The organism is Paraburkholderia podalyriae, assembly GCF_014397785.1.
Classification (GTDB): domain Bacteria; phylum Pseudomonadota; class Gammaproteobacteria; order Burkholderiales; family Burkholderiaceae; genus Paraburkholderia; species Paraburkholderia podalyriae.
On sequence record NZ_VZQQ01000045.1, the window covers coordinates 1 to 25767 of the forward strand.

Consider the following 25767-nt stretch of genomic DNA (forward strand, 5'->3'; position numbering starts at 1 on the left):
CAGCCTCCTTAGGGAATGCGACCATCTCTAGATTGTAGTCATTGGCGGCCGGACTGGCTCAACTCGAGAAGACGGGTTACAGCCCGAACGGCTGCGTCAACGAACGGCCACTATGTTGCTCAACCGTACGCCGTCGCTTCGTACGCACCGTTGCGGAAATCTTCCGCGTGCGCGTCGTAGTGCTGCAACGTGACGGCACTGATTTTATCGAGGTCGCGGGGGTCGAGTTCCATGCGGGAGTATATCTCGGGGAATTTCCCGCACGACTACGTCGGACTTCCGGTGTCATCGGTCGTGGCCGGTTGCGTGCCGAACAGGATGAACAACGCGATTCCGTGTGCGCAACTGATTCCTCTTGGGTTTCCGAGGAAAGCGCACGGTATCAGGTGAACGGCTGGAGATGGCCCAGACTGTGTCAAAACGCCATTCTGACAGGTTAAAATGGCTCATCCGATAGCGGAGGATGGGCGAGATGAAGCGGTTCGTTCAAGGCGACAGTCGTACACAAAGCTTTCTCCTCCCTGAAGCGCTCGATGACTACGTGACGGACACAAATCCCGTGCGCGTAGTTGATGTCTTTGTAGATGAGCTTGATCTTCATAAGCTTGGGTTTGAAGGCGTCGAACCAGCGTTGACAGGTCGGCCGTCGTATCACCCCGAGGTGATGCTCAAGATCTATATCTATGGTTACCTGAACCGGATCCAATCGAGCCGTCGCCTTGAACGCGAGACCCAGCGTAACGTCGAACTCATGTGGCTCACGGGCCGCCTGGCACCGGACTTCAAGACCATCGCGCGGTTCCGCAAGGACAACGGCAAAGCGATCCGTAGCGTCTGCCGTCAGTTCGTCGTGCTGTGCCAGCGTCTGGACCTCTTCGCCGAAGCGATCGTTGCGATTGACGGCAGCAAGTTCAAGGCGGTGAACCACCGTGACCGTAACTTCACGAGCGCGAAGCTTGAACGACGCATGCGCGACATCGAGTCAAGTATCGCTCGCTATCTCGATGCGATGGACACAGCGGATCGTCAGGAGCCTGCCATCGCAAAGGTCAGGACCGAGCGACTGCAGGACAAGATTGCGGCCTTGAAGGAACAGATGCGAGGCCTCAAGGAGATCGAGGTCCAACTCAACGCAGCACCCGACAAACAGGTATCGCTCACGGATCCCGATGCCCGTTCGATGAAGACACGAGGAACGGGAGTCGTCGGCTACAACGTCCAGACGGCGGTTGACACGAAGCACCATCTGATCGTCGCGCACGTCGTTACGAATGATGGCATTGATCGTGATCAGTTGACGTCGATGGCGAAGCTGGCGCGTGAGGAGATGGCCGTCGACAAGCTCACCGCAGTTGCGGATCGCGGCTACTACAAGAGCGAGGAGATACTCGCATGTCATGAGGCTGGAATAAGCGTGCTCGTTCCCAAACCGGTGACATCGAGCGCAACGGCTAATGGCCGCTTCGGCAAGGATGACTTCATTTACAACGCACAGACGGACGAATATCGGTGCCCGGCGGGCCAGCGGCTAATCTGGCGATTCTCAACTGTTGAGCGCGGTCTGAAGATCAGCAAGTACTGGAGTTCAAATTGCCAGCAATGCTCACTAAAGGGGGATTGCACGCCGGGTCCTCAACGTCGCGTGACACGCTGGGAGCACGAGGCTGTTCTCGATGAGATGCAGGCGCGACTTGATCATGCGCCTGAGATGATGCGCATCCGGCGACAGACTGTCGAGCACCCGTTCGGCACGATCAAGGCATGGATGGGCGCCACTCATTTCCTGACACGGACCATCGAGCGGGTGAGTACGGAGATGAGCTTGCACGTGCTGGCGTACAACATGAAGCGAGTGATCAAGCTACTCGGTTCAGAAGCGGTTATGAAGGCGATGCGGGCGTGATGCCCGTACGGGGTTGTTGAGCCTTTGCGATATGTTCGGTTGTGGTTTGCGTTCAGATTGCCGCAAACGACAAGCCACGACATGCGCCGGAACAGGTTTCGTCAATTCCCAGTGGCCACGCGTTTTGACACAGTCTGGGCCGTACCTGGCCGATCGTCGTGCGATCGACCCGTGCGTGCCACGAGCGGCAGCACGCGACCCTGATGCGTCATTCAAAGCCCCACTTTAGGTGACTGGTATGCAGCCAGAAGATGCCACCCCGCCGGGCAGCCTTCGACAACCAGCCGAAGCCGCCTGTCATCAGTGCGGCGTGATGTCGCCTAGGACCCGGCCATGAGGACGCGTTGTGGGACAATCCAGTTCGGCAACCACCAGTCTGGAGGGCGAACACCATGGATTCGTCATACATCAAACTGACAACCCCAATCGTCGACAGCCGGTCAGCGCTGTGGTTCTCCGCGTATGGCTTCGGGTGGGGATACTGCGCCTTCGAACTCAGACCGGAGGTTGTTTGCGAATACCTCGGAGCGGCAGACGACAGCCAGAAGCAGTTGCTGCTCGCGTTTCAGTTGGGAAAGCAAAAGTTAGTGGGAGTTGCGGAACGCAAAATACCTTCATCGAGTGGAGAGCGCATCGAGATTACTGGCCAGGATCTTTAAGTCGCGCTGCAGCAGTGCACACGACCGGCCGGTTCGGTCTAAGCACCCGCCATTCGCGCATGAAGTCGGACTGACCGGACCTGGCCGATAGCACCAGTTCGATGAACGTTTTACAGAGGTGACGTTGGAATTCTCAACGGCAGCTTTCCGGTGGTTGGTGTGAACGCGTACTGCCGGCCATGATCTGCCGTTCGCTATCTCCGTCACGCGGTCATTCGAGCGGCAGCTACGCTCAAACAGCGGACCTTCACCGTCGGATGGCACTAGGCCAGTCATCTGCATTTGCCGACGCTCACGTGTCGGCGGGGGGCGTCGCTCCAGTTTCATGATGTCCTCTCCTCTTCGAGCAAACGACACGACACGGCCGGAGGGCTAACGGCCAACGAGCAATGCGATACAGAGGGCCACCCCGAACGCGTAGGTTCCCAACGCCCCGATAGCACGGGCCGGATTGGGCTTCGACATGGTGGGCCAGGCAAGTAGCGAAACCACCAGGAGCAAGCGGCAGGCCGTTGCACCTGCCATGCACCAGAGCTGCCAGTGAGGCGGATTCTGAGAGCCGAGATACAGAAATAGCACCGCAAAGAACGGCGCGTACTCGGCGGTATTGCCGTGAGCGCGAACCAGTTTGGTTAGCAGCCGGTCAGGTTCAGGCGCGTAGCCGCTCAGCAGCCCGACGCGAGTGCGCACGACCGTGATGGTGAGTCCAAGTACGAACAGAAGCAAACCGAGGACACCGGTGCAGGCCAGTGCGATGCTGTTCATTCCATACCCCTTGCTTGACAGTCGAAATCAGTGATTCGGGGACGCCTTGCGGGCGATGGTGAGTGACAGTGCGGACACTCTTCCTTGCTCTTGGTGCTCTTGGGGAGGATGGCGGCACCCGAAAATATATCTCAAAACCGACACCGCACGATGCGCGCACCGAACGCCGTTCGCACGGCGTCGTCCGCACGTTTGATATCAGCGCAGCGACCGGAAGCTCGCGCGAACCTCGTTCAAGAACGCTTGTGGCTGCTCCCAGGCGGCGATGTCTCCGCCTTTGGGGAGGCGGTTATAGTGTGAAGGTGGGACATGAGGCTCTTCTCGCGCCAAAGGTGGGACTCAGCCGAACGTAAACGCGTAAGCCAGCACGCCAGGGTCGAGAAACGTGATTTCGAAGGTGCGTTCGCCGCTACCATTGGCCTGCCGCACGAGCTGGTAGAGACGCTGCCCGGTGACCGTGCCGTAGCCATACGCATCGATGTCCGTGCCGCGGTCGGCGCCCGGCGCCTTGCCGTCGATCAGCACGCGAAAGCGCACGGGCTGGCCGTCGCGGCCGGGCCCCAGCACCAGGTGCAGGTCGCGGCCACGGAAGCGATAGACGATACGTCCGTTGGGGCTGTCGAGCCGCGCATTTTCGTCGCTCACCGACCAGCGCCCGTCGAGCGCCCACTGGTTGGCCATCAATGTCGGGGGCGCATGATACGTCGAGGTCGTGTCCTGCGTCATCTGGCCGCCGGCGAAGTTCTGCGCGCGTGCGTAGCCGACGTAGGTTTCCGGCGAGCGACTGGCATCGCCTGAGCCGGCGGCGGCCTGTGCGCCCTGCGCGTTCGGTTGCACGTAGCCACCCGGCAGGTCCTTCTGGCCGCCCTCGGTGAGCAGCCGGCGGATCACGTCCTCGCTTTGCTGGTAGTCGCCTTCGCCAAAGTGGTGGTGACGAATATGCCCCTGCGGGTCGATGAAGTAATGCGCAGGCCAGTACTCGTTGCCGAAGGCCTTCCAGATGGCGTAACCGTTGTCGATTGCGACCGGGTAGTCCACGCCCAGGTCCCTCACAGCGTGGATGACGTTGCCCGGATCCTTCTCGAACGCGAACTCGGGCGCGTGCACGCCGATCACCACCAGGCCGTAATCCCTGTACTTGTCAGCCCAGCCCCGCACGTAGGGCAGCGAGCGGATGCAGTTGATGCAGGAGTAGGTCCAGAAATCGACCAGCACCACCTTGCCGCGCAGCGACTGCGCCGTGAGCGGCGGGCTGTTGAGCCACTGGGTGGCGCCATCGAGCGTGGGCAGATCGCCTTCCACCGGCAGCGTGTCGCCGGCCTTCACAGCGATCTGCACGAGAGGCGGAGGACGCACCGCGTCGATCAGCTTCTGTTCGATGCCGCCCGTGCTGGCCAGCGACACGCGTGTCAGCAGCCCGGTATCCAGCCCCAGCGCGATGGGGGCCACACCTGCCAGCACCAGCACGCCCAAGGCGCGGCGCACCCATTCGCCAGCGCCCAGCGAGCGCTTCATCAAGGCGAAGACGCGTCCGCCAATCAGCAGCGCCAGCGCGAGCGAGGTCGCCGCGCCCGCCGCGTAGGTGAGCAGCAACAGCGTCGTCTGGACGCTGGCGCCCTTGAGAGCGGCGCCCGTGAGTAGCAGGCCCAGGATCGGGCCGGCGCAGGGCGCCCACAGCAGCCCTGTGGCCACGCCCAGCCCGGCCGCCGAGAGCACCGAATCGTCCTGGCTCCCGGTGTGCTCGGTGAGCTTGTTGCCGAGCGCCACGAACGGACGGGTGATCCATTCCGCGACGCGCTCCGAGAGCAACGTCAGGCCAAGCACGGCAAGCACCGCCAAGGCGACGAAGCGGCCGTACTGGTTGGCGCGGACGGCCCAGCCGCCGCCGACGGCGGCCAGCGTGGCGACCACGGCGAAAGTCAGCGCCATGCCCACGAGCATCGGCAGTCCATTGCGCGCGAACGGGCGGTCTGCTCGCGAAAATACGAAAGGCAGCACCGGCAGGATGCACGGACTGAGGATGGTCAGTGCACCGCCGAGGTAGGCAAGGATCAGTAATAGCATGGTGGCGACATCCGTGAAGGGTTAGGGGTATGTGCCGAGCTGAGCGACATCCACCCGCGATTGACGCGATTTGACAACCCACGTGGGTATCTGCGATGGGGGCGGGCCGACTGGCGACGGTGTCGGCCGTCGGCGCCAAGCCGACAGGTGCCCCATCGAGACGATTACCGGTCAGTTCGTCGACTTCGCGGCAACCTCAATCACTCGCGCGACCGCGGCCGGCTGAGAGATAAAGACAGCGTGGCTTGCGCTCACTTCGGTCACCTTGGCACCCGAGCGTTGATACATCCAGCGCTGAAGCTGGGGGCTCACCATATGATCCTGGGTAGTCAGGATGGCGTAGCTGGGCTTGGTTCGCCATGCCGCCACAGAGACCGGTGCGCCCAACGCTTTCTCGGCGAGTTGATCCTGCGAGTCCGCCAGGAATTGCGCGTCCGATGGCGAGACGTCCGCTGCAAAGTTCTCACGGAATTTCGCCGGCGGGAGGAAGAAATACTTGTCCGGCGTCGCTCGCATCGCATCGTTGGGCGCGGCGAACTTCTGCAACAGCTGACCGCTGGCTTCGCCGGCGTCGGGTTGCAGTGCGGCCACATAGACGAGCGAGCTGACCTTCGGGTCCGCACCTGCCTCCGTGATCACGGAGCCGCCATAGCTATGGCCGACCAGCACAACCGGGCCCTGCTGCTGATCAATGACGCGCCTGGCGGCATCGACGTCTTCTGCAAGGCCCGTGAGCGGCTCCTGCACGATCGCCACATGGTAACCATCCTTGACCAGGATGTCGTGGACGGCCCGCCAGCCGGAGCCATCCACCAGTGCGCCGTGAACGATGACAACATCTTTCGCAGCCGCCTTTGCTTCGGCGTGAGCCATCGTGGCGCCCAGGGCAATCAGGGCGGCAATCGCCACATTCTTTCGCAGTGCAAACATTTTACTCTCCAGGATTGTCTGTCGTTGCCCGTCGTTTCGCGCAATCACGCTTGACGGGCGAGGATTGATCGGTGATAGATAACCGGGAATCAGGCCAGCTCGTGCTTCATAGCCAGAACGTCGATCAGCTCGACCGAAGGCGGACTTGCCAGCATCTCCCCGACTCGCGCCATCAGCGAGTTGGCCATGTCGCCGGCAAGGTGTGCCTGGCGATCCTCTTCGCTCGCAAAGGCGTCGAAGACGCCGAACGTCGTCGGCGAGAGCTTCAGGGCGAACCAGATCGGTGTGGTCGCCTCCCGATTCGTCATCTCAAGGCCGGCGTCAAGGAAGTCTGCTACCGCCTGCTCCTTTCCAGGCCTGGCTTCAAGTCGTACGAATAGTGCTTTCTTGATCATCTTTGCTCTCCGGTATCCGCGTGATCCATTCACCCGGTGAGTGACACTTTACAAACGGAGCGCGCCGGGAAATACTGTCGCAATCGACAACTTTGGTATCGATTCGGCCATGCGGATTTTTGTCCTTGCGCTCGAGGGGGTGTTCGACACCGGCCTCACCACCGTGCTCGATGCCTTGACGACGGCCAACGAACTGGCGCGCGCGACCGGGATGGCCACGCCGGGATTCGAAATCACTGTTGCGGGGATGCGGCCAGAGGTGCGCACCGCGCTCGGGCTGCAGGTGCCCGTCCGCGATACTACAGACGGACCCGCCCCGGATTGGGTTGTTGTACCGGCTCTCAACAGGACGACGACGGACCTGCTCGTGCCTTCGCTCGGCCGGGCCGACGTGATCGATGCGCTTGGTGCATTGCGCGCGTGGCACAGTGCCGGCGCACATATCGGAGCCGCCTGTACGGGTACCTTCGTGCTGGCCGAAAGCGGCTTGCTCAATGGGCGTGAAGCCACCACCACCTGGTGGCTCTCACCGGTGTTCCGGCAGCGTTACCCCGACGTGCATCTGGATGTGCATCGCATCGTCGTTCCCAGCGGCGACACGGTGACGGCGGGGGCCGCCCTGAGCCATCTCGACCTGGCGCTCTGGCTGATCCGCAACAACAGCCCGGAGCTTGCGGCGCTCGTGGGCAAGTACCTCGTATTCGATTCGCGGCCGTCGCAGTCTGCCTTTGCGATCTCCGATCACCTGGCCCATTCGGACCCGCTCGTCGAGCGTTTCGACCGCTGGGTGCGCGAACACCTCGACACGGCCATCGCGCTCGACGACGCCGCGGACGCATTGGCGACGAGCAAGCGGACATTGACGCGACGTCTGAATGAAGTGCTCGGTAAAACGCCCATCGAGTACATCCAGGATCTGCGGGTCGAGCGCGCCGTTCATCTGCTGAAAACGAGCAAGGCCAGCGTGGATCGCATCGCCGAGCAGGTCGGCTACGCCGACGGCGTCACCTTGCGCACGCTGCTGCGGCGGCGTATAGGTAAGGGGGTCCGTGAGTTGCGGGCGTCATGAGTCTTATCGACCAATGGAGTATGCGGGTGGTCGTGCTCGACCGATCCCACCGGGAGGATTTGCCAGCTGAAGCGAGGGGTCGAATGACGGCTTCGCCCTGGAAACGGCCGTCATTCAGAGTAAGCAGGTAAGACCGCATCGGGTCGAGAGTACGCATTCGGCACTCGCCAGACCTGTCATTCGCGACCGCCCATCTGCGAATGTCGGGAAAGCGGCAGGTAGCTGCCTGACAGATGCCGATACTCGAATGACGGCTCTGGCCGAGTTCGGGGCATTCGGCGTCGTGCGGCGTATGCCTGTTGTATCTCGGAAGCCGTCATTGCGGCAGCGTTGATTTCGGTGGGAGGAGAGGAGCGCTAGCCCCTGATAGATTGGTATTCCTCTGTTTCGTCCAAGTGTCAGGTGCTTAACGGTTGTTGGAGCGGCAGTGAGCGTGCTTTTGCTTACGGGAAGCGCTGTTCGATCTTTGAATGATCGGCGAGGTTCGGCCGACCGCTTTGAAAAGAGTATGACTTGACGGCATCTCTCTGCGGGACATTTTGAGACGACCGACCTTGACGTTTTTGTAAATCTGGCGGCGTTGATCTGCCAGCGCGGCCCGATGAAGGCTGTCAAGTGCTGGGAGGAAATTTCGGTATCGCTGGCGGTATCGGCGCTAAATAGCCGGGCGAGAAAGCCGTCTCGACGAGGGTTCAACCGTCTGATTGACGATCGAGTGGGAATCACGGGGCCAGGTGTTTCGTCGCCCTGACGCTGGGCTCGCGGAATCGCGTGAGTTGTGTATCTGGGATTTAGGTCCTCGATCGCGAAATCGTCCGCAGGAGATCGAGGCGGGCCAGCGGCAGTTGGGTTTTGGTGAGGGTACTTTGCAGGCAGGGTGGCGCCTAATGGTGCCCGATATGGCTCTCCCGCCGAAATGAGAATCCTACCCGGTAACCGAACCATAGTAGCGCGCTTTTTCGGGGATATTTTCGGGGGCATTTGTTCTGGAGCTAATTAGCTAGATCCACTACTGGCTTGACTTTTCGCGAACTATTCAAGTCCGGTCCCCGCACCAAATACTGAACTGAGACAGGCTGAATGGGCGCAGATCGCGAAGTCATTCCGATCAAAGGCGGGACGGTCGCCTGACTACCTCAGCGGGACAATCTTTTGGAACAGCGCCGCCCAATGATGGAAGCGTGGGCCGGGCATGTTTGCGGCATAGAGGATTAATTCAGAAGTGCGGCCCATAACACTCGCGCTGTGCCTTACAAGCTCGCACAAAAAAGCCGACTCGCGAGGATCGGCTTGTGCATTCGAGCGAGGCTCTATCGATATTCATCAATCTCAACCGTGCCGCCCATGGCTTCCATCATGGTGCGAATATCGTCGGGCACATCAGGCACGCGGTCGCCGCTCTCGTTGTCCCAATAACAGAAGAAACGCATCTGTGCGCCCTTGTCTGCGAGTAGCTGGCGCAAGTCATCTCGCGGCAAATTCAGGCGATCAATAAGATAGCGGAGATGCGGTTCCAGCGAGTCGCTATGAACGGCGGCTTTGCTTCTCACCCCCCATACGCCGGTACGCCCCGGCACGCTGCTCAATCGCCCCGACGGAGTCATAAACCGCTTCCCCTTGACTATCGTCGTGTCCGGCGGAACGCCGAAATATCCGGTCCAAACCTCGGGATCTAAATCATCCCCGGCTATCGAAAATGATACATGTGCGAGTTGATGTGCGTTCATCGTATGAAGATCAGTTTGCATAGTCGTGCATATTGCCGATGATGTTTTTTCTAAATTCAACGTCCCCACTATCGTGCCAAATGACATTGTCATCGCCTCGCAGCTTGAGATCATATTTCATCGCGTGGACCATGTCGCCAAACGTGTCGCGGTCATACCCTAGCATCCTCGCCGCGTAGTTTGGATTGTTCGTGCTCGCGGCGAGTTCAACGACATCACCGCTCAACGCATCAGGCACATACTCAAACGGCTGCGCGTCGCCGAGCAACGTTGATGCGCCTCTATCGCCAGCCCTGGTCGCGCGCGCAGCGTTCAACCGGGCTTGCCAGGTGGCCGCATCATACTGGACGGACAGCACAGGTTCGCCGTCCGGGCGATTACCGGCCCTCGTTGCGATATCCCTCAACGGCGCGCTGCTGTAGGGTGACCGAAACAGGCCATTACGCGGACCTTTAATGGCAAGCAGGGCACCCCGGCGCACCTCTTCGAGAAGCGCGAGGATGACCCACCAGCCATCGGTGTCAGGGTTGCGGTCCCGTACGCTATGAAAAGACAGCCAGTTGCGGCCAATGAGATTCGTGACCAGTTTCCGGTCCTCCTCCCACTTCCTGTGATTCAGTTGGGCAATGTCAAGAAATTCCCGGGTCTCCGCCCTGGCCCTCTGAAGGTCTGCGGCCTTGCCGAGGCACGCTTTATAGTGCCATTCGTCGCAGATGACATAACAGGCGCCCGGTGGCCGCTGGCAGAACAGCTCCACGGAGTGCATTTCAAATACGGACAGGGACATAGGTGTGTCGATGGTCTATCTGAAGTCGCTGCCGGGGTTGACAGCAGTCAGATAATTACCGTGCGACAGGCAGTCCGTACATGGGCGACAGCCCAAAATCTCCACGGCTCTCGTGTTCGCGCCACGCGCGGGCGGGTGACGCGCCGTCGACCGCGATAAGGTTTCGGCGTTTGCTGACAAGCAGCCCGATCTCGTGTGCTGGGCTGCGACAATGACGAAACGTTGCGGAAGATGTCTTCGGTACTTCGAACGGGGCGGCATCCGGAAAATGCCCAACCTTGTCCATCAGCGCGACTATGCGTAAGATCAGCCCCGCAAAACCCAATCCGCCTTCATGTCCCCTCTCAACTACCTCACCGGCTACCCTGCACCGTTGCAAGACAAGGTGAGAACGCTGATCGCCGCCGATCGGCTCGGCCTCTACCTCGCGCAAAGGTACCCGAACACGCACGACGTGCAAACCGACCGCGCGCTCTATGATTACTGCGCGGAGCTCAAACGCGAACACCTGCGCAGCGCCGATCAGATCGACAAGGTCACGTACGACAGCAGGCTCGACGTGATGCGTCACGCGCTCGGCCTGCACACGAGCATCTCGCGCGTGCAGGGCGGCAAACTGAAGGCGAAGAAGGAAATCCGCATCGCGTCGTTATTCAAGGGCGCGGCGCCGGAGTTTCTGAAGATGATCGTCGTGCATGAACTCGCTCATCTGAAAGAGAGCGATCACAACAAGGCGTTCTATCGTCTGTGCGAGTTCATGCAGCCCGGTTACCACCAGATCGAATTCGATCTACGTCTCTATCTGACGCATCGCGATCTGGCGAAAAAAACAGCGTGAAATTAGCCCCGCGGCAGGCGCGGACGACAGAGCTGATTTAAACCGCCACAACAGCGGCATCTTCAGCCACCGATGCCGTCAACAACACCGGAATCGACTTCGACGTCGGCGTACCCGCGCCATCCGCGACCGAGGACAGCGGCACCAGCGGATTGGTCTCCGGATAATAAGCGCCGAGGCAGCCACGCGGAATGTCGTACTCGACGAGTAGAAAACCATCCACACGTCGCTCGATGCCATCGGCCCACACGCTTGTGATGTCCACGCGCTGACCGGCCGCGAAACCGAGCATCGCGAGATCGTCCTTATTGGCGAACAGCACGCGCCGCTGTCCGTACACACCGCGATAGCGATCGTCGAGACCGTAAATCGTCGTGTTGTACTGATCATGTGAACGGGTGGTCATCAGCGTCATCAGGCGTTCGCCGTGAAGCTTGCGGGCCTGATGAATCGGCGTGTCGAGTGCGATCGCGTGCACGAGGAACTGTGCCTTGCCGCTCGGCGTTTTCCAGATGCGATCGCGCGACGCAACGCCGAGATGGAAGCCGCCCGGATTCTTCAGGCGCTCGTTGTAGTCGCCGAAACCGTCGATCACCTTCGCGATGCCGTCGCGAATCAGCGCGTAGTCGGCCGCATGGGCGAGCCAGTCCACCTTGCCGCTGCCCAAAGTCGCATGCGCCATGCGCGCGACGATCGCCACTTCGGAAAGCAGATTGTCCGACGCCGGCTTGTTGATCCCATACGAGATGTGCACCATGCTCATCGAATCCTCGACGCTGACGCCTTGCGCCACGCCGTTCTGAACATCGATCTCGGTGCGCCCGAGCGTCGGCAGGATCAGCGCGTCGCGACCGTGCACGAGATGGCTGCGATTGAGCTTCGTCGTCACGTGCACGGTCAGATCGCACGCGCGCATCGCGTCCCACGTGCGCGGCGTGTCCGGCGTCGCGATCGAGAAATTGCCGCCCAGGCCGATGAACACTTTCACCTTGCCATCGAGCATCGCCTGAATCGTGTTGACGACGTCGAGTCCGTGCTCGCGCGGCGGCTCGAAAGCGTAGGTCGCGCCGAGGCGGTCGAGAAACGCGTCGGTCGGCTTCTCTTCGATACCGACGGTGCGGTCACCCTGCACGTTCGAGTGGCCCCGCACCGGGCACAGCCCCGCGCCGCGGCGGCCGATATTGCCGCGCATCATCATCAGGTTCGACAGCAGTTGCACGGTCGCGACCGAGTTCTTGTGCTGCGTGAGACCCATGCCCCACGTCGAGATCACCGCGCGGCCTTTCACATAGATTTCGGCGAGCTTTAGCACCTCGTCGAGCGGCACGCCTGCCTCGGCGACGATCGTGTCCCAGCGCTTGGCGCGCAGATCGTCGGCGAAAGCAGCGAAGCCGACCGTGTGTTCGGCGATGAAGCCCGCGTCGAGCACACGCTCGAGGCCCGACGCGCGCGCTTCGTCGTCGAGTTCGAGCACGCGTTTGGCGACACCCTTGATCAGCGCGAAGTCGCCGCCGAGCTTCGGGCGGATGAACACCGAGCTGATCCTGGTGCTGCCCATCGTCAGCATTTCGACCGGATGCTGGGGGCTCGCGAAGCGTTCGAGGCCGCGCTCCTTCAGCGGATTGATCGACACGATCGTGGCGCCGCGCTTCGCGCATTCGCGCAGCTCGCCGAGCATGCGCGGGTGATTGGTGGCCGGGTTCTGGCCGAAGATCAGCAGCGTGTCCGCGTGTTCGAAGTCGTCGAGCGTGACCGTGCCCTTGCCGATGCCTACCGTATGCGGCAGGCCGCGGCTCGTCGCCTCGTGGCACATGTTCGAGCAATCGGGAAAATTGTTGGTGCCGTACATGCGTACGAACAGCTGGTACAGGAACGCGGCTTCGTTGCTCGCGCGTCCCGACGTATAGAACGCGGCGCGGTTCGGATCGCCCTGGCGCTTCAGATGACTTGCGATCAGATCGAACGCGTCGTCCCAGCCGATCGGCACATAGCGGTCGCGCGCGGAGTCGTAGACCAGCGGGTCGGTCAGGCGGCCGTGCTGCTCGAGCTCGAAGTCCGATTGCGTCATCAGCTCGGCGACGCTGTGGCGCTCGAAGAACGCGGGCGTCACGCGCTTGGCCGTAGCCTCGGCGGCCACGGCCTTCACGCCGTTTTCGCAGAACTCGAACGTCGACGCGTGCTCGCGATCCGGCCACGCGCAGCCGGGGCAGTCGAAGCCGTCAGGCTGGTTCTGCTTGAGCAGCGTGCGGTAGTTGCCGCCCGCGACCTTCTCCTTGAGCAGGCTGATGGCGACGTACTTCAGCGCGCCCCACCCGGCGGCGGGGTGCTTGTACGGCTCGATGCGGGCTTCGGCTTGTGCTTCGTTCTTCTTCATGACGTGGCGATGGACAGGTTCGACAGGCTTTGCAGACCAATGCCCACAAGCGTACTGTGTTCCACAAATCCCGTCGCATACAGAAAATCGGAAAGAATAGGAGTACAGTTGCGCGGCGGTATCCGAAGCCGCCGGCATCCGTCCGCCTCCACCCGAACCCGCCCGAATCGCATGAAGCTCTACGAAAAACTCGCCGACGAAATCACTGAAGCCGTGCGCCGTGGCGTGTTCGCGGCGGGCGAGCGGATCGCGTCGGTGCGTCAGGCGAGCCAGCAGCACGGCGTCAGCATCAAGACGGTGTTGCACGCGTATGCGCTGCTGGAGAGCCGTGGCATCGTCGAGACACGGCCGCAGTCCGGCTATTTCGTGCGCGATGCGGCCGCGCGGGCGCTCGCAGCGGCGCCCGCCGGGGCACGCGCGGGCCGCAAGTCCACGGCGCCGCCGTCCGTGCCGGCGACGGTCGACGTCAGCCGACTCGTGCTGTCGACACTGCGCAGCATCCGCGCGCACGACGCCGTGCCGTTCGGCTCGCCGTATCCGGACCCGTCGCTGTTCCCGTGGCGGCGCATCAACCAGTACGCCAACGCGATCGCGCGCCGTCAGGCAAGCTGGAACCTGATCGACGATCTGCCGCCGGGCAACCCCGAGCTGATCCGGCAGATCGCGCGGCGCTACGCGGAAAACGGTCTGCCGGTCGATCCGGACGAGATCGTGATCACGCTCGGCGCGACCGAGGCGATCAACCTGAGCCTGCAGGCGGTGGCGAAACCGGGCGACACCGTCGCGGTCGAATCGCCGACTTACTACGCGATGCTGCACGCGATCGAGCGCCTCGGCATGCGCGCGATCGAGGTGGCGACGCATCCGGTCGACGGCATCGACATCGACGCGCTCGCGAAAGTGATCGCGCGGCAGAAGATCGCGGCGTGCATGGTGATGCCGAACTTCCAGAATCCGCTCGGTTTTTGCATGACCGACGAGCGCAAGCGGCAACTGGTCGAGCTGCTAGCCGCGCACGAGATTCCGGCGATCGAGAACGACGTCTACCAGGAGCTGTATTTCGGCGACACCCGGCCGTCGACGCTGAAGACCTTCGACACCAAAGGGCTCGTGCTGCACTGCGCGTCGTTTTCGAAAAGCCTGACGGCGTCGTACCGGATCGGCTGGGCGCTGCCCGGGCGGTATCGCGCGCAGGTCGAGAAGCTCAAGTTCCTGAATACGCTGACGACGCCGTCGGTGCCGCAGGTCGCGGTCGCCGATTATCTGCGTCAGGACGGCTACGACCGGCATCTGCGGCACCTGCGCCGCGTGTACCGGCAGCAGGCGAGCATCATGAGCGCACTGGTGCTGCGCTTCTTCCCGGTCGGCACGCGCGTGTCGACGCCGCGGGGCGGCTATGTGCTGTGGGTCGAACTGCCCGCGGCAATCGATTCGATGCGGCTTTATCGGGCGGCGCTCGAACGCGGCATCACGGTCGGGCCGGGCATGATGTTTTCGACGCGCAACGATTTTCGGCACTTCGTCCGGCTCAACTACAGCTACCCGTGGACCGCGCAGGCCGAGGCGGCGTTGAAGACGCTCGGTGAGCTTGCTGCGGGGATGACGTGAGCGGCACCACGGCAACGCAGATGACACACCACAACGAGGAGACTGCATGAACGACGACGACATCGACCCGCAGCTCGCCGCGATTCTCGCGCAGCTATGGCGCGCGCATCGCGAGACGCCCCGGCGCACGTGGTCGTTCGCGAAGCTGTCGAAGCAGGCGGGCGTGCCGATGAGCAGCCTGCGGCGGCAATTGACGGCGCTCTCGGGCGGCGGTCTCGTCGACACGACGTTCAACGACGACGGCACCGGCGCCGCGTCGCTGAGCGAAATCGGTGCGCAGCTTTGCGCGGAACTGTTCGGCACGCAACAGGGCGGCGAGCCGTCCGCCGCCGACTAGGCCACGCGGCGCAACCGCCACCGACGCGCCAACCATCCGGCGCGCGCGATGACAGCCATCCTTGCCTGTGCGTGTCGCCGTTTCATTGTCCGGCGCTCGCCTGCACCTGCGGCTGCATCTGCATCTGCATCTGCGATTGGGCTTGCAATGGCGCCATGTCCGCCGCCTCGAGTGTGGCCACGCCGCAGAACCAGTCGGCATCACGCGGCTGATACTTCCACCGCTTGCCGGAGTGGCCGATCACGCTCGCACACTGCTCGTTCACGACGAGGCCGGGCTTCGCGGCCGTGCATTGCAGCGTCGACGCGTCCGCGTTCGCTTCCGCATCCACGGACGCCGCGTGCCGCGCGCCGCTCGACAAGCTCGCCAGCAGCCGCTGCAGTTCGTCGATACGCGTCGCGTACCACGTGCGCAAACACGCGGCGCCGCGGCAGTTAGCTTCGCGCCAGGCCCACTTGCTGTCGCTGTCGTCGATGAACGCGCGGCGCTGGGCAACTCGCCGACGTGCTTTCCAGTAGAGTTGGCCCAACGTGTCGTCGAGCGTCGACAGTGCGGAGTCGCCGCAAATCATGCGCTCGGTCGGCGAGCGGCCGCGCTGGCAGTCGAAGCTCGTGGCGTTGGCATAGGGATGCGCGAGCAGCAATCCGGCGATCACAAGTGGGCGCAAGAGGTTCATCGGGGTTCCGGTGGTGCATCGATTGATCATGCCGCCGATGATCGACCGGTCACGCGCGTCGCGGAGTTCCGAACAACGCGGGAGTTCGGGCGGGTCGTTACCAGATGTTGCCGCACAGGCTGCCTGCGGGCCATGTGCCGTGCGTGGGCACCGCGGGCGCGGTGCGGCGGCGGTACGAAGCAGCTTCGATCGGCGCTCGCGCACCCTCCGGGAGGCGGCGGCAACCATTGAGGCATTGACGCGGCTACGATGCATGGCAGATTTTCACGCTGGGCTTAGCGTAAACCCCGGTGTGCCGCGTAGACTAACCTGCCGATGTTGGGTTGGGGGGGCGCAACTATGATTTGCGAAGCGACATTACGTGGCACGACGACAGCCGCGCCGGACGGCGCGCGCTATCGGCCGGAACGGGCCGAGGAAGTACTCGCATCCGAGCGCAGCGTGTTGCGGCTGATCACCCGCAATACGCCGCTGCCCGAGCTGCTCGACGAAGTCTGCCATCGCGCCGAGGCGCTGCTCGGCGACGGCGCGTGCTGCTCGATCCTGCTACTCGACCCGGACGGCGAGCATGTGCGCGTCGGCGGCGCGCCGTCGTTGCCGCCCGCGTTCAGCGCCGCGATCGAGGGCGCCGCGATCGGTCCGCGCGTCGGCTCGTGCGGCACCGCGATGTTCGAGCGGCGTCTGGTGATCGTCGACGACATCGAATCCGATCCGCTGTGGGAAAACTTCCGGGATCTCGCGTTGCCGCACGGCCTGCGCGCATGCTGGTCCGTGCCTTTTGAAAACGACGCCGGCAGCGTGCTCGGCGCCTTCGCCGTCTACTACCGCGCCACCCGCCGTCCGACCCCCGAGGAAGAGGCGATGCTGCGCGACATCGGCAGCAGCGTCGGCCTTGCGGTCCATCAGGACACGATGGCGCAGCGCCTCGCGCATAGCGAGGAGCGTCACCGGCTCGTTGTCGATCATCTGAGCGAGGGCATCGTCGTGCAGTCGCGCGGCGGCATCGTGCTCGCCTGCAATCCGAGTGCGCAGCGCATGCTGCACGTGACACCGCAGGTCGTCGGCAGCAGCATGCGCAGCGTGATGACACGTGCGTTCGGCGAGGACGGTTCGGTCATCGGCGAAGTCAACCGTCCGGTCTCGCAGGTCTTTGCGACCGGCAAGCCGATGCTCGGCGTGACGGTCGGCCTCGAGTTGATCAGCGGCGAAGTCGTGTGGATCACGCAGAACGTCGTGCCGATCCTGCGGCCCGGTGACAGCGAGCCGGACTCCGTGCTGATTTCGTTTTCCGACATCGGGCCGGTGCGTGAGGCGCAGCGCCAGCTGAAGTTCCTCGCCACGCGCGATTCGCTGACGGGCCTCTACAACCGCGCCTATCTGACCGAGCGGATGCGCGACCTGTTCGCGCCGCATGCCAGCGGCGACCATGGCGGCGAGCTCGCCAGCGTCGCAGTGCTGTTCGTCGATCTCGACGGCTTCAAGAAGGTCAACGACACCGCCGGTCACGAGGCCGGCGACGCGTTGCTGTGCAGCGTCGCCGAGCGGCTGTCGGCCTGCGTCGGGCGCGGCGACACGCTTGCGCGAGTCGGCGGCGACGAGTTCGTGATCGTCGTCAGCGCGTACGGCAATACCGGCGAGCTGATCGGCCTCGCGCACCGCATTCTCGACATGATCGCGGTGCCGTTCGCAGTGGCGGGCAACGAGTACTACCTGGGCGCGTCGATCGGCATCAGCCTGTTTCCCGAAGACGGCCAGGACGTCGCGACGCTGATGCGCAACGCCGACTCGGCGATGTATCACGCGAAGCAGCGCGGGCGCAACAACTTCCAGTTCTTCACCGCCGAGCTGAACCAGCATTTGCAGCGGCGTTTCACGATCGAACAGTCGCTGCGGCGCGCGCTCGCCGCCAATGAGCTGAGCCTCGTGTACCAACCGATCGTCGATAGCCACAGCGGCCGCACGATCGGCGCGGAAGCGCTGCTGCGCTGGTACAACAGCGAGCTTGGCAACGTGTCGCCGGGCGAATTCATTCCGGTCGCCGAGGATGCCGGCCTGATCGTCGAGATCGGCGACTGGGTGCTCGAGCGCGCCTGCGAGCAGGTCGCGCAGTGGCGGCGCACGTTGGCGCCCCATCTGATCGTCGCGGTGAACCTGTCGCCGCGGCAGTTCAACGACGGGCTGCTCGAGCGCATCGAACGCTGTCTCGCGCAGTCGGGGCTCGAACCGGCCGCGCTCGAACTCGAGATCACCGAGCGGCTGCTGATGAGCGACAGCGACACCGTGCTGCCGATGCTGAGCGCGCTGAACGCGATGGGCGTGCGCGTCTCGGTCGACGACTTCGGCACCGGCTATTCGTCGCTGTCGTACCTGAAGCGCTTTCCGCTGCATAACCTGAAGATCGACCGTTCGTTCGTCGCGGGGCTGCCCGATCATCGCGATTCGGTCGCGATCACCCAGGCGGTCGTCGCGATGGCGCACTCGCTCGGCATGAACGTCACCGCCGAGGGCGTCGAGACCGCCGAGCAGGCGGCGTTTCTGCGCGCGATCGATTGCGACAAGCAGCAGGGCTATCTGTACAGCCGCCCGGTCGGCGCAAGCGCGTATGCGCGCACGCTGTGCGACGCGCAGATGATCGACACGGCGAAGGCGTCCTGATGCGATTGTTCAGATTGCCGAACAAGTGACTTCGCGTTGCCGCTATTTATCGGCGGCGACGCACTCCCTAAAATTCCCCCATCGAAACGTTATTGGTGCGCGGTGCCGAAGCGGCGCCCCGCGTTGGGGGTCGTCATGTCAGAGTTGATCAGAAACCAGCTTTACCGGCCAGCGGTCGTACTGCCGATGGTCGCGCTGATGCAGGTGATGGTGTCACAGGACTTCAATCTCGGCCAGGTTGGCTGGGTGTTCGCGGCGCGCGGCGCGCAGGCCGCACTGCAACGTTCGCGCGAGTTGATTTGCGCGGTTCATTGCCACGCCTGAGAAGTCCCGCGCAGCATACGCAGTAATCCCAACTGATTTGCGCCGCCTCGCGCGCGGGCGCGTGGGAACACGGGCCGTCGCCAATGCGCCCGCACAATCAGACACATGACATGGCAGCGCGCGGCACTAAGCGTAAGATGCTACGACCTGCACCCGGCCCGGGGAGAGTTGCCATGCCACAGCACTTCGACGCAGTCGTGATCGGTACCGGACAAGGCGGTTCGCCGCTCGCCGTGCGCCTCGCTCAAAGCGGCCGTCGCACCGCGGTGATCGAACGCTTGGACTTTGGCGGCACTTGCGTGAACGTTGGCTGCACGCCGACCAAGTCCTATGTGGCGAGCGCCCGCGCGGCGCACGTGGCGCGCCATGCGGCGGAGCTCGGCGTGCAGGTGGGCTCGGTCGCCGTCGATCTCGCGGCGGTGAAGGCCCGCAAGGACCGGATCATCGGACAGGTGCGCAGCGGCGTCGAGAAATGGCTGCGCGGCACGGAAAACATCATGGTATTCAACGGCCACGCGCGCTTCACCGGCGCGCGCACGCTCGCGATCTGCGGGCGCGACGGCCAACTGCTGAACGAGCTCAGCGCCTACGAGGTCTTCATCAATACCGGCACGCGCGCCGTCGTGCCGCCGCTCGAAGGCATCCAGCGGATTCCGTACTACACGAACTCGACGCTGCTCGAACTGACCGCGTTGCCGGATCATCTGGTGATCGTCGGCGGCAGTTATATCGCGCTCGAATTCGCGCAGGTGTTTCGTCGCTTCGGGAGCCGCGTCAGCGTGCTCGTGCGCGGCGAGCGCGTGTTGAACCGCGAGGATGCCGATTTCGCGGAGTCGGTGCAGAAGGTGCTCGCGCGCGAGGGCGTCGAGTTTCATTTCGGCGTGCAGCCGACGCGCGTCGAGCCGCATCCGCATCACGCGAACGACGTGTGCATCGGCTTCGAGCAAAACATCCCGGCCATGGAAGCGTCGCACCTGCTGTTGGCCACCGGCCGCAGGCCAAATACCGACGACCTCGGTCTCGACGCCGCCGGCATCGAGGTCGACCGGCACGGCACGATCTTCGTCGACGGCCAGTTGCGCACCAGCGTGCCGGGCGTTTGGGCGATCGGCGACGTGAACGGTCGCGGCGCGTTCACGCATACGTCCTACGACGATTACCAGATCGTCGCTGCAAACCTGCTCGACGGCGGCGCGCGCAGCGTCGACACGCGGATCATGACCTATGCGGTGTTCGTCGATCCGCCGCTCGCGCGGGTCGGCATGTCGGAGGAGGCGGTGCGCGAGAGCGGCCGCGAGGCGCTGATCGCGACGATGCCGATGTCGCGCGTGGGCCGCGCGAGCGAGCGCGGCGAAACCGACGGCTTCATGAAGGCGCTCGTCGACGCGCACAGCAAACAGATACTCGGCGCGGCGATACATGGCATCGAGGGCGACGAGGCAATCCATACGTTCGTCGACATCATGACCGCGGGCGCGCCGTATCCGACGTTGCAATACGCGATGCACGTGCATCCGACGATCAGCGAGCTCGTGCCGACGCTGCTCGATGGGCTGAAGCCGATGCAATGAAGCGCATTGACGCTGGCACGACTCGCCTATGACAAGCTCGACCAAACCCGCACGTAGCAGCGGCAACCTGTTCGAAGCCGTCGCGCAGTCAGGGAGCACCCTCGATGAGCATGTCGACGCGCTCGTCGAACGGAGCGGCGTGACGATCGAGCGGATCGTCTCGACCGGGCAGGCGAGTCCGCCCGGCTTCTGGTACGACAGCCCGCGCGCCGAATGGGTCGTGCTGCTCACCGGCGCCGCGGTGCTCGAATTCGCCGGCGACCCCAGGCCGCATCCGCTGAAGCCCGGCGATCACGTCATGATCGAAGCGCATTGCCGGCACCGCGTCGCATGGACGAGCGACACCGAGCCGAGCGTGTGGCTCGCCGTGTATTACCCGTGAGTCGCGGCGGATCGAGCGATCCGCGCGGCCGGCTCCCGCGCATCGACAAAGCCTCGCACCATCGCGGATAATCGGCAGCGGCGCGGCTCGCCTGCAAGGCGCGGGCGGGCTGTGCGCCCCACCGCATTCATCTTCCGGACATCGCAGCATGGGCAAGGGACGCGTCGAAGCCTTCAGCGATGGCGTAATCGCCATCATCATCACGATCATGGTGCTCGAACTGAAGGTGCCCGAAGGCCACGATCTCGCGGCGCTGCGCCCGGTCGTGCCGGTGTTCTGCGCGTACGTGCTGAGCTTCGTCTACGTCGGGATTTACTGGAACAATCACCATCACATGTTCCATGCGGTGCAGAAGGTCAACGGCAAGGTGCTGTGGGCGAACCTGCATCTGCTGTTCTGGCTGTCGCTGCTGCCGGCCGTCACGCACTGGGTCGGCGAAAACCATCTGGCCGCGTGGCCGACCGCGTTGTACGGCATCGTGCTGTTCATGTCGGCGATCGCGTATTTCATCCTGACGCGCGCGCTGATCGCCCAGCACGGTCACGATTCGACGCTGGCCAAAGCGCTCGGCAACGACTTCAAGGGCAAGGTCTCCGTCGTCATTTACCTGACCGGCATCGGGCTCGCGTTCGTCGTGCCATGGGCGTCGGCCGCGCTGTACGCGCTCGCCGCCGCGTGGTGGTTCCTGCCGGATCGGCGTATCGAACACGTGCTGGAGGCCTGAGCATGTTGCTCGCCTTGAAGCTGGTGCTGGTGCCGGCCTTTCTCGCCGCACTGACGGCGGCCGCGCGCATCTGGGGACCCTCGGTCGCGGGATGGCTCGCGGGGCTGCCGGTCGTCGCCGGACCGATCGTGCTGCTGCTCGCGCTCGAGCGCGGGCCGGCGTTCGCGGCGCAGGCGTCGACGGCCTCGATTGCCGCGATCGCCGCGTCCGAGGCGTTCAATCTTGCTTATGGGTGGACCTGCCGGCGCTTCGACTGGCCGCTTGCGCTGGTCGCGAGCATGGCCGGCTGGCTCGGCTCGGCGCTGCTGATCGTGCGGATGCCCGGCTCGCTGGGGTGGGCGGTGGCGGCCGCATGCGTGGCCGTCGCGGTGTCGCAGGGCAGCATGCCGCGCGCGACGGGCCATGTGCCGGTGGCGCGCGTGGGCCGCGCGGATCTGGCCGTGCGGATGCTCGCCGGCGCATTGCTGACGCTCGCGGTGACGACGGCCTCGGCATCGATGGGCCCGGCGTGGAGTGGCGTGCTGTCGGTGTTTCCGCTGCTCGGCAGCGTGCTCGCGGTGTCGGCGCAGCGTGCGCATGGCGCGGACTTCGTCGCGCTGCTGATGCGCGGCATGGTGGTCGGGCGCGGTTCGTTCGCGGCGTTCTTCGCGGTGACGGCAATGCTGCTGCCGCTGTACGGCGTGGCGATGGGGTTTGCGTGCGCGGCGGTGGTGTCGGTCGTCGTGCAGGGTTTGACGCGGCGCGTGCTGTCCGGGCAGCGCAGCGCTCAGGCGGCGGCGCGAGAAATGTCCCGCCCGCAAGCGGAGTGAGACCGCGCATGACTTCACGCTCGTTAGCTTCGACTGCTGCACGCATCGGGCTCATCTCCGATACGCACAACCTCGTGCGTCCCGAAGCGTTGCGCTATCTCGACGGTTGCGACGCGATCATTCATGCGGGCGATATTTGCAACCCGGACGTGCTCGACGCGCTCGCGCGGATCGCGCCGCTCACCGCGGTGCGCGGCAACAACGATACCGGCGACTGGGCCGCCTCGCTGCCGACGCACGCGCGGCTGACCGTGCAGCAGGTGACGATTCTCGTCGTGCACGATATCGCCGGGCTCGACTGCGTGCCGCGGCACGACGGCACTCGCGTCGTGGTCAGCGGTCATTCGCACAAGCCGTCGATCGCGGAGCGCGACGGTGTGTTGTACGTGAACCCGGGCAGTGCGGGGCCGCGCCGCTTCAAGCTGCCGGTGTGCGCGGGCAGGCTGATGGTCGAAGGCGCGCAGGTCAGCGCGACATTCGATTCGCTGCTGACGTAAAAAAAAGCGGGCCGGCGAATTTCGCCGGCCCGCTTCGAGACTACACTTGCGCGAGATGACTGCGCAGATCAGGCACGCGCGGTCGCAGCCGCCGCAAACCGTTCATCCATCTCCTCGGCCTCGCGCTCGCCGCGCAGCACCGCGTGCGCTTCGGCGCGCGTCGCGACACACGGCCCCGATCCGAGCAGCGGCTTGCGCGCGGTTTCGCGCAGCGCGAGCACCGACGCGATGCCGATCAGCGATGCGCCCATCAGGTAGTACGCGGGCATCATCAGATTGCCGGTGCGCTCGACGAGCCATGCGGTCACGAGCGGAGTCGTACCGCCGAACAGCGACACCGAAATATTGAAGCCGATCGCGAGAGCGCCGTAGCGGATCCTGGTCGGGAACAGTGCCGGCAGCGCCGACGGCATCACGCCCGTGAAGCACGACAGCAGCACACCGAGAATCATCAGACCGCCGAACACCGGCAGCATCGTGCCCATGCGAATCAGCAGCAGCGCGGGAATCGACAGCGCGAACAGACCGACGCAGCCGAGCAGCATCACGGGCTTGCGGCCGATCGCGTCGGACAGACGGCCGGCGGCGAGCGTCATCGGCATCATCAGGATCATCACGAGCAGCACGAGGAACAAGCCGTGCGTTTCGTTGAAGTGCAGCGTCGCCGACAGATAGCTCGGCAGATACGACAGCGCCATGTAGTCGGTCACGTTGAAAATCAGCACGAGGCCGACGCACAGCAGCAGCGGCTTCCACTGCTGCACGAGCAACTGGCGCAACGACTGGCTGGGCAGCGCGCGGTCTTCGGCTTCGCGCTCTTCGGCCTGCTTCTTGAACGCGGGCGTTTCCTCGAGCTTCATGCGGATGTACAGACCCACCAGGCCGAGCGGTCCGGCGATCAGGAACGGCACCCGCCAGCCCCAGGACAGCAGCGCGTCGTTCGACAGCGTCGCCGTCAGCAGCGCGACCGTGCCCGCGCCGAGCACGTAGCCGATCAGCGTGCCGAACTCGAGGAAGCTGCCCATGAAGCCGCGGCGCTTGTCGGTCGAGAATTCGGCGATGAAGGTCGCTGCGCCGCCGTATTCGCCGCCTGTCGAAAAGCCCTGCACGAGGCGCGCAAGCAGCAACAGTGCCGGCGCGAGGATGCCGATCGTCGCGTAGTTGGGGATCAGGCCGATCGCGAAGGTGCCCGCGGCCATCATGATCATCGTCATCGCCAGCACACGCTGACGGCCGATGCGGTCGCCGAGCGGGCCGAACACCATGCCGCCGACCGGCCGCACGAGAAATGCGGCGGCAAACGTGCCGAAGGTCGCAATGAGCTGCGCCGACGGGCTCGACGAAGGGAAGAACACCTTGCCGAGCGTGACCGCGATATAGCTGTACACGCCGAAGTCGAACCATTCCATCGCGTTGCCGAGCGCCATTGCACCGACGGCCCGTTTCAGGAGGGAGTGATCGACGACGGTGATGTCGTCGAGGGAAAGGCGCTGTTCCTGTTGGTGATGTCGCCAGAAGCCGTTGCTGGAAGCGGTCAAGGTTAAAACTCCAATGACTGCGACGAAACACGTGATGCGTTCCGCCACGGTTGCTGGGAAGTGCAATTTCGTGAGCAAGCCGAGGCTATTCGCGACACCGGTTATCCGGCGGCGGAACAGATGGCGAAAAGAAGCAAACGCCCGTGCCTCGCGATAAGTTCGCGAAAAAACACTCGTCTAAATTGTGCTGACTGTTGCACCTGCGTGGCCGTGGAAGGGGGGCAGGTGCATGAAGGACGCTGGGCTGGCCGGGAAGGATGACCCATGCGTCACTGAAGGCTTGAAACGAAAAAGGCCGGTCTTGAATTTTCCGCTTCAGGCGGGGAAACGACCGACGAGCCTTCTTGTTTAAAAACAGTCCAATTCAGGATGGCGCGTGCGCGGAAAACGCAAGGCGAGCCAACTTAAAAAGAACACGAATGAAGGTGAATTGCGGCTGAAACGAGGGCACATGTTAGCACGATGCCAGAGGATCGTGCAAATCTGGCTTGTGGGGTAGGGCCGCCGATGCGACTCGATCCGTTGCGGGACGGGAGATTTGGCGGGGCCGGAACGGCCCTCAAAACGGACTGCCTGGAACATTGGCGAGCGCCTTTTTCGACGCGAAGATGACGCGAGCGGAGGACGCGATGCGCGGCCGACGTCGGGGCGAAAAAAATCCGCGCTCGCGGCGCGGATTTTGGGCGTGCGTTCATCGGGTTCGGGCGACGCGTTGCGTCGTCCCGGACGAGGCAAGCTCAGGCCGACGGCGGCACGTAGCCCGACGCGGTATCCGCGCCTTCGCCGAAGAAGAACTTTTCGGTCTGCTTCATCAGATACTGCCGCGCGCGCGGATCGGCCATGTTCAGGCGGTTTTCGTTGATCAGCATGGTCTGCTGCTTCAACCAGCTCTGCCAGGCTTCCTTCGAGATACTTTCGTAGATCCGCTTGCCGAGTTCGCCCGGCAGCGGCGGGAAATCGAGGCCTTCGGCTTCCTTGCCGAGCTTCGCGCATTGAACCATACGAGTCATGCTGTGCTTCTCCTGTGTCGACCGGAGTTGGTGCTTTAGCACTTACTCCGGTCCCATGAAAAATGGTTTCTGTATCAACCTGGGGCGGGCAGACGCCGGTTCGGATCAGATGGGGGCGATCACGA

General features: G+C 63.6%; 23 protein-coding genes. 13 read left to right on the forward strand and 10 right to left on the reverse strand.

Going from position 1 to position 25767, the window contains the following annotated elements; all coding sequences use genetic code 11:
- Positions 1-472: 472 nt before the first annotated feature.
- Together F6X42_RS31830 and F6X42_RS31835 are read left to right on the forward strand one after the other, a co-directional pair.
- Complete coding sequence (locus tag F6X42_RS31830; RefSeq protein WP_187637989.1) at positions 473-1903, forward strand: IS1182 family transposase; 1431 nt, start codon at positions 473-475, stop codon at positions 1901-1903.
- A 392-nt stretch (positions 1904-2295) separates the two neighbouring features.
- Positions 2296-2562 carry a hypothetical protein gene (locus tag F6X42_RS31835; protein ID WP_187637990.1) on the forward strand — a complete coding sequence of 89 codons (267 nt, stop codon included), beginning with the start codon at positions 2296-2298 and terminating at the stop codon, positions 2560-2562.
- Between the two features lie 372 nt (positions 2563-2934).
- Here the strand turns inward: F6X42_RS31835 and F6X42_RS31840 are convergent, their stop codons facing one another.
- The 4 genes from F6X42_RS31840 to F6X42_RS31855 all read right to left on the reverse strand — a co-directional run bounded on the left by F6X42_RS31840 (position 2935) and on the right by F6X42_RS31855 (position 6716).
- Positions 2935-3327 (reverse strand): MAPEG family protein, encoded by a 393-nt coding sequence (locus F6X42_RS31840; protein ID WP_187637991.1) that lies wholly within the window; start codon positions 3325-3327, stop codon positions 2935-2937.
- 339 nt (positions 3328-3666) lie between these two features.
- Complete coding sequence (locus tag F6X42_RS31845; RefSeq protein ID WP_187637992.1) at positions 3667-5391, reverse strand: cytochrome c biogenesis protein DipZ; 1725 nt, start codon at positions 5389-5391, stop codon at positions 3667-3669.
- A gap of 171 nt (positions 5392-5562) precedes the next feature.
- Positions 5563-6321 (reverse strand): alpha/beta fold hydrolase, encoded by a 759-nt coding sequence (locus F6X42_RS31850; protein WP_187637993.1) that lies wholly within the window; start codon positions 6319-6321, stop codon positions 5563-5565.
- Positions 6322-6410: 89 nt separating this feature from the next.
- Positions 6411-6716, reverse strand: a complete 306-nt coding sequence (locus F6X42_RS31855; RefSeq protein WP_187637994.1) for a putative quinol monooxygenase — start codon at positions 6714-6716, stop codon at positions 6411-6413.
- 109 nt (positions 6717-6825) lie between these two features.
- Between F6X42_RS31855 and F6X42_RS31860 the strand changes: the two genes are divergently transcribed.
- Positions 6826-7785, forward strand: coding sequence for a GlxA family transcriptional regulator (locus F6X42_RS31860; protein WP_187637995.1), 960 nt, complete (start codon positions 6826-6828; stop codon positions 7783-7785).
- Positions 7786-9095: 1310 nt separating this feature from the next.
- Here F6X42_RS31860 and F6X42_RS31865 read toward each other — a convergent pair.
- Together F6X42_RS31865 and F6X42_RS31870 are read right to left on the reverse strand one after the other, a co-directional pair.
- Positions 9096-9512, reverse strand: coding sequence for a DUF4279 domain-containing protein (locus F6X42_RS31865; protein ID WP_187637996.1), 417 nt, complete (start codon positions 9510-9512; stop codon positions 9096-9098).
- A gap of 10 nt (positions 9513-9522) precedes the next feature.
- Positions 9523-10299, reverse strand: a complete 777-nt coding sequence (locus F6X42_RS31870; RefSeq protein WP_187637997.1) for a hypothetical protein — start codon at positions 10297-10299, stop codon at positions 9523-9525.
- A gap of 334 nt (positions 10300-10633) precedes the next feature.
- Here F6X42_RS31870 and F6X42_RS31875 point away from each other — a divergent pair, with 334 nt between their 5' ends.
- Complete coding sequence (locus F6X42_RS31875; RefSeq protein WP_187637998.1) at positions 10634-11137, forward strand: M48 metallopeptidase family protein; 504 nt, start codon at positions 10634-10636, stop codon at positions 11135-11137.
- A gap of 37 nt (positions 11138-11174) precedes the next feature.
- On the opposite strand, the gene F6X42_RS31880 is transcribed toward F6X42_RS31875, so the two are convergent.
- Complete coding sequence (locus F6X42_RS31880) at positions 11175-13511, reverse strand: FdhF/YdeP family oxidoreductase (protein WP_187637999.1); 2337 nt, start codon at positions 13509-13511, stop codon at positions 11175-11177.
- Positions 13512-13682: 171 nt separating this feature from the next.
- On the opposite strand from F6X42_RS31880, the gene F6X42_RS31885 reads away from it, so the two are divergent.
- A complete protein-coding gene (locus F6X42_RS31885; protein ID WP_187638000.1) occupies positions 13683-15119 on the forward strand; it encodes an aminotransferase-like domain-containing protein in 1437 nt (478 codons plus the stop codon).
- Positions 15120-15165: 46 nt separating this feature from the next.
- Positions 15166-15456, forward strand: coding sequence for a helix-turn-helix transcriptional regulator (locus F6X42_RS31890; RefSeq protein ID WP_187638001.1), 291 nt, complete (start codon positions 15166-15168; stop codon positions 15454-15456).
- Positions 15457-15538: 82 nt separating this feature from the next.
- Here F6X42_RS31890 and F6X42_RS31895 read toward each other — a convergent pair whose 3' ends face one another.
- Positions 15539-16132, reverse strand: coding sequence for a lysozyme inhibitor LprI family protein (locus tag F6X42_RS31895; protein WP_187638002.1), 594 nt, complete (start codon positions 16130-16132; stop codon positions 15539-15541).
- 339 nt (positions 16133-16471) lie between these two features.
- Here F6X42_RS31895 and F6X42_RS31900 point away from each other — a divergent pair, with 339 nt between their 5' ends.
- The 7 genes from F6X42_RS31900 (at position 16472) to F6X42_RS31930 (ending at position 23094) form a co-directional block, all read left to right on the forward strand.
- Positions 16472-18787, forward strand: a complete 2316-nt coding sequence (locus F6X42_RS31900; RefSeq protein WP_187638003.1) for a putative bifunctional diguanylate cyclase/phosphodiesterase — start codon at positions 16472-16474, stop codon at positions 18785-18787.
- Between the two features lie 135 nt (positions 18788-18922).
- Positions 18923-19111: a hypothetical protein gene (locus F6X42_RS31905; RefSeq protein ID WP_062129896.1), complete on the forward strand. Its 189-nt coding sequence runs from the start codon at positions 18923-18925 to the stop codon at positions 19109-19111.
- A 173-nt stretch (positions 19112-19284) separates the two neighbouring features.
- Positions 19285-20682 (forward strand): FAD-containing oxidoreductase, encoded by a 1398-nt coding sequence (locus F6X42_RS31910; RefSeq protein ID WP_187638004.1) that lies wholly within the window; start codon positions 19285-19287, stop codon positions 20680-20682.
- Between the two features lie 28 nt (positions 20683-20710).
- Positions 20711-21064 (forward strand): cupin domain-containing protein, encoded by a 354-nt coding sequence (locus F6X42_RS31915; protein WP_187638005.1) that lies wholly within the window; start codon positions 20711-20713, stop codon positions 21062-21064.
- A gap of 148 nt (positions 21065-21212) precedes the next feature.
- Positions 21213-21788: a TMEM175 family protein gene (locus F6X42_RS31920; RefSeq protein ID WP_187638006.1), complete on the forward strand. Its 576-nt coding sequence runs from the start codon at positions 21213-21215 to the stop codon at positions 21786-21788.
- Positions 21789-21790: 2 nt separating this feature from the next.
- Positions 21791-22597: a hypothetical protein gene (locus F6X42_RS31925; RefSeq protein ID WP_187638007.1), complete on the forward strand. Its 807-nt coding sequence runs from the start codon at positions 21791-21793 to the stop codon at positions 22595-22597.
- 8 nt (positions 22598-22605) lie between these two features.
- Complete coding sequence (locus tag F6X42_RS31930) at positions 22606-23094, forward strand: metallophosphoesterase family protein (RefSeq protein ID WP_187638008.1); 489 nt, start codon at positions 22606-22608, stop codon at positions 23092-23094.
- A gap of 68 nt (positions 23095-23162) precedes the next feature.
- On the opposite strand, the gene proP is transcribed toward F6X42_RS31930, so the two are convergent.
- Positions 23163-24632, reverse strand: a complete 1470-nt coding sequence (proP, locus tag F6X42_RS31935; RefSeq protein ID WP_187638009.1) for a glycine betaine/L-proline transporter ProP — start codon at positions 24630-24632, stop codon at positions 23163-23165.
- Positions 24633-25369: 737 nt separating this feature from the next.
- On the reverse strand, positions 25370-25642 hold the full coding sequence (locus tag F6X42_RS31940) for an oxidative damage protection protein (protein ID WP_026225286.1): 273 nt from the start codon (positions 25640-25642) through the stop codon (positions 25370-25372).
- Positions 25643-25767: the final 125 nt, after the last annotated feature.

Coding starts and splice junctions, on each gene's coding strand:
- F6X42_RS31865 (WP_187637996.1), bottom strand. CDS start 9,512: ATGAACGCACATCAACTCGCACATGTATCATTTTCGATAGCCGGGGAT.
- F6X42_RS31915 (WP_187638005.1), top strand. CDS start 20,711: ATGACAAGCTCGACCAAACCCGCACGTAGCAGCGGCAACCTGTTCGAA.
- F6X42_RS31920 (WP_187638006.1), top strand. CDS start 21,213: ATGGGCAAGGGACGCGTCGAAGCCTTCAGCGATGGCGTAATCGCCATC.
- F6X42_RS31890 (WP_187638001.1), top strand. CDS start 15,166: ATGAACGACGACGACATCGACCCGCAGCTCGCCGCGATTCTCGCGCAG.
- F6X42_RS31925 (WP_187638007.1), top strand. CDS start 21,791: ATGTTGCTCGCCTTGAAGCTGGTGCTGGTGCCGGCCTTTCTCGCCGCA.
- F6X42_RS31885 (WP_187638000.1), top strand. CDS start 13,683: ATGAAGCTCTACGAAAAACTCGCCGACGAAATCACTGAAGCCGTGCGC.
- F6X42_RS31875 (WP_187637998.1), top strand. CDS start 10,634: ATGTCCCCTCTCAACTACCTCACCGGCTACCCTGCACCGTTGCAAGAC.
- F6X42_RS31845 (WP_187637992.1), bottom strand. CDS start 5,391: ATGCTATTACTGATCCTTGCCTACCTCGGCGGTGCACTGACCATCCTC.
- F6X42_RS31860 (WP_187637995.1), top strand. CDS start 6,826: ATGCGGATTTTTGTCCTTGCGCTCGAGGGGGTGTTCGACACCGGCCTC.
- F6X42_RS31905 (WP_062129896.1), top strand. CDS start 18,923: ATGTCAGAGTTGATCAGAAACCAGCTTTACCGGCCAGCGGTCGTACTG.
- F6X42_RS31870 (WP_187637997.1), bottom strand. CDS start 10,299: ATGTCCCTGTCCGTATTTGAAATGCACTCCGTGGAGCTGTTCTGCCAG.
- F6X42_RS31895 (WP_187638002.1), bottom strand. CDS start 16,132: ATGAACCTCTTGCGCCCACTTGTGATCGCCGGATTGCTGCTCGCGCAT.
- F6X42_RS31910 (WP_187638004.1), top strand. CDS start 19,285: ATGCCACAGCACTTCGACGCAGTCGTGATCGGTACCGGACAAGGCGGT.
- F6X42_RS31840 (WP_187637991.1), bottom strand. CDS start 3,327: ATGAACAGCATCGCACTGGCCTGCACCGGTGTCCTCGGTTTGCTTCTG.
- F6X42_RS31880 (WP_187637999.1), bottom strand. CDS start 13,511: ATGAAGAAGAACGAAGCACAAGCCGAAGCCCGCATCGAGCCGTACAAG.
- F6X42_RS31940 (WP_026225286.1), bottom strand. CDS start 25,642: ATGACTCGTATGGTTCAATGCGCGAAGCTCGGCAAGGAAGCCGAAGGC.
- F6X42_RS31930 (WP_187638008.1), top strand. CDS start 22,606: ATGACTTCACGCTCGTTAGCTTCGACTGCTGCACGCATCGGGCTCATC.
- F6X42_RS31830 (WP_187637989.1), top strand. CDS start 473: ATGAAGCGGTTCGTTCAAGGCGACAGTCGTACACAAAGCTTTCTCCTC.
- F6X42_RS31855 (WP_187637994.1), bottom strand. CDS start 6,716: ATGATCAAGAAAGCACTATTCGTACGACTTGAAGCCAGGCCTGGAAAG.
- F6X42_RS31850 (WP_187637993.1), bottom strand. CDS start 6,321: ATGTTTGCACTGCGAAAGAATGTGGCGATTGCCGCCCTGATTGCCCTG.
- F6X42_RS31835 (WP_187637990.1), top strand. CDS start 2,296: ATGGATTCGTCATACATCAAACTGACAACCCCAATCGTCGACAGCCGG.
- F6X42_RS31900 (WP_187638003.1), top strand. CDS start 16,472: ATGATTTGCGAAGCGACATTACGTGGCACGACGACAGCCGCGCCGGAC.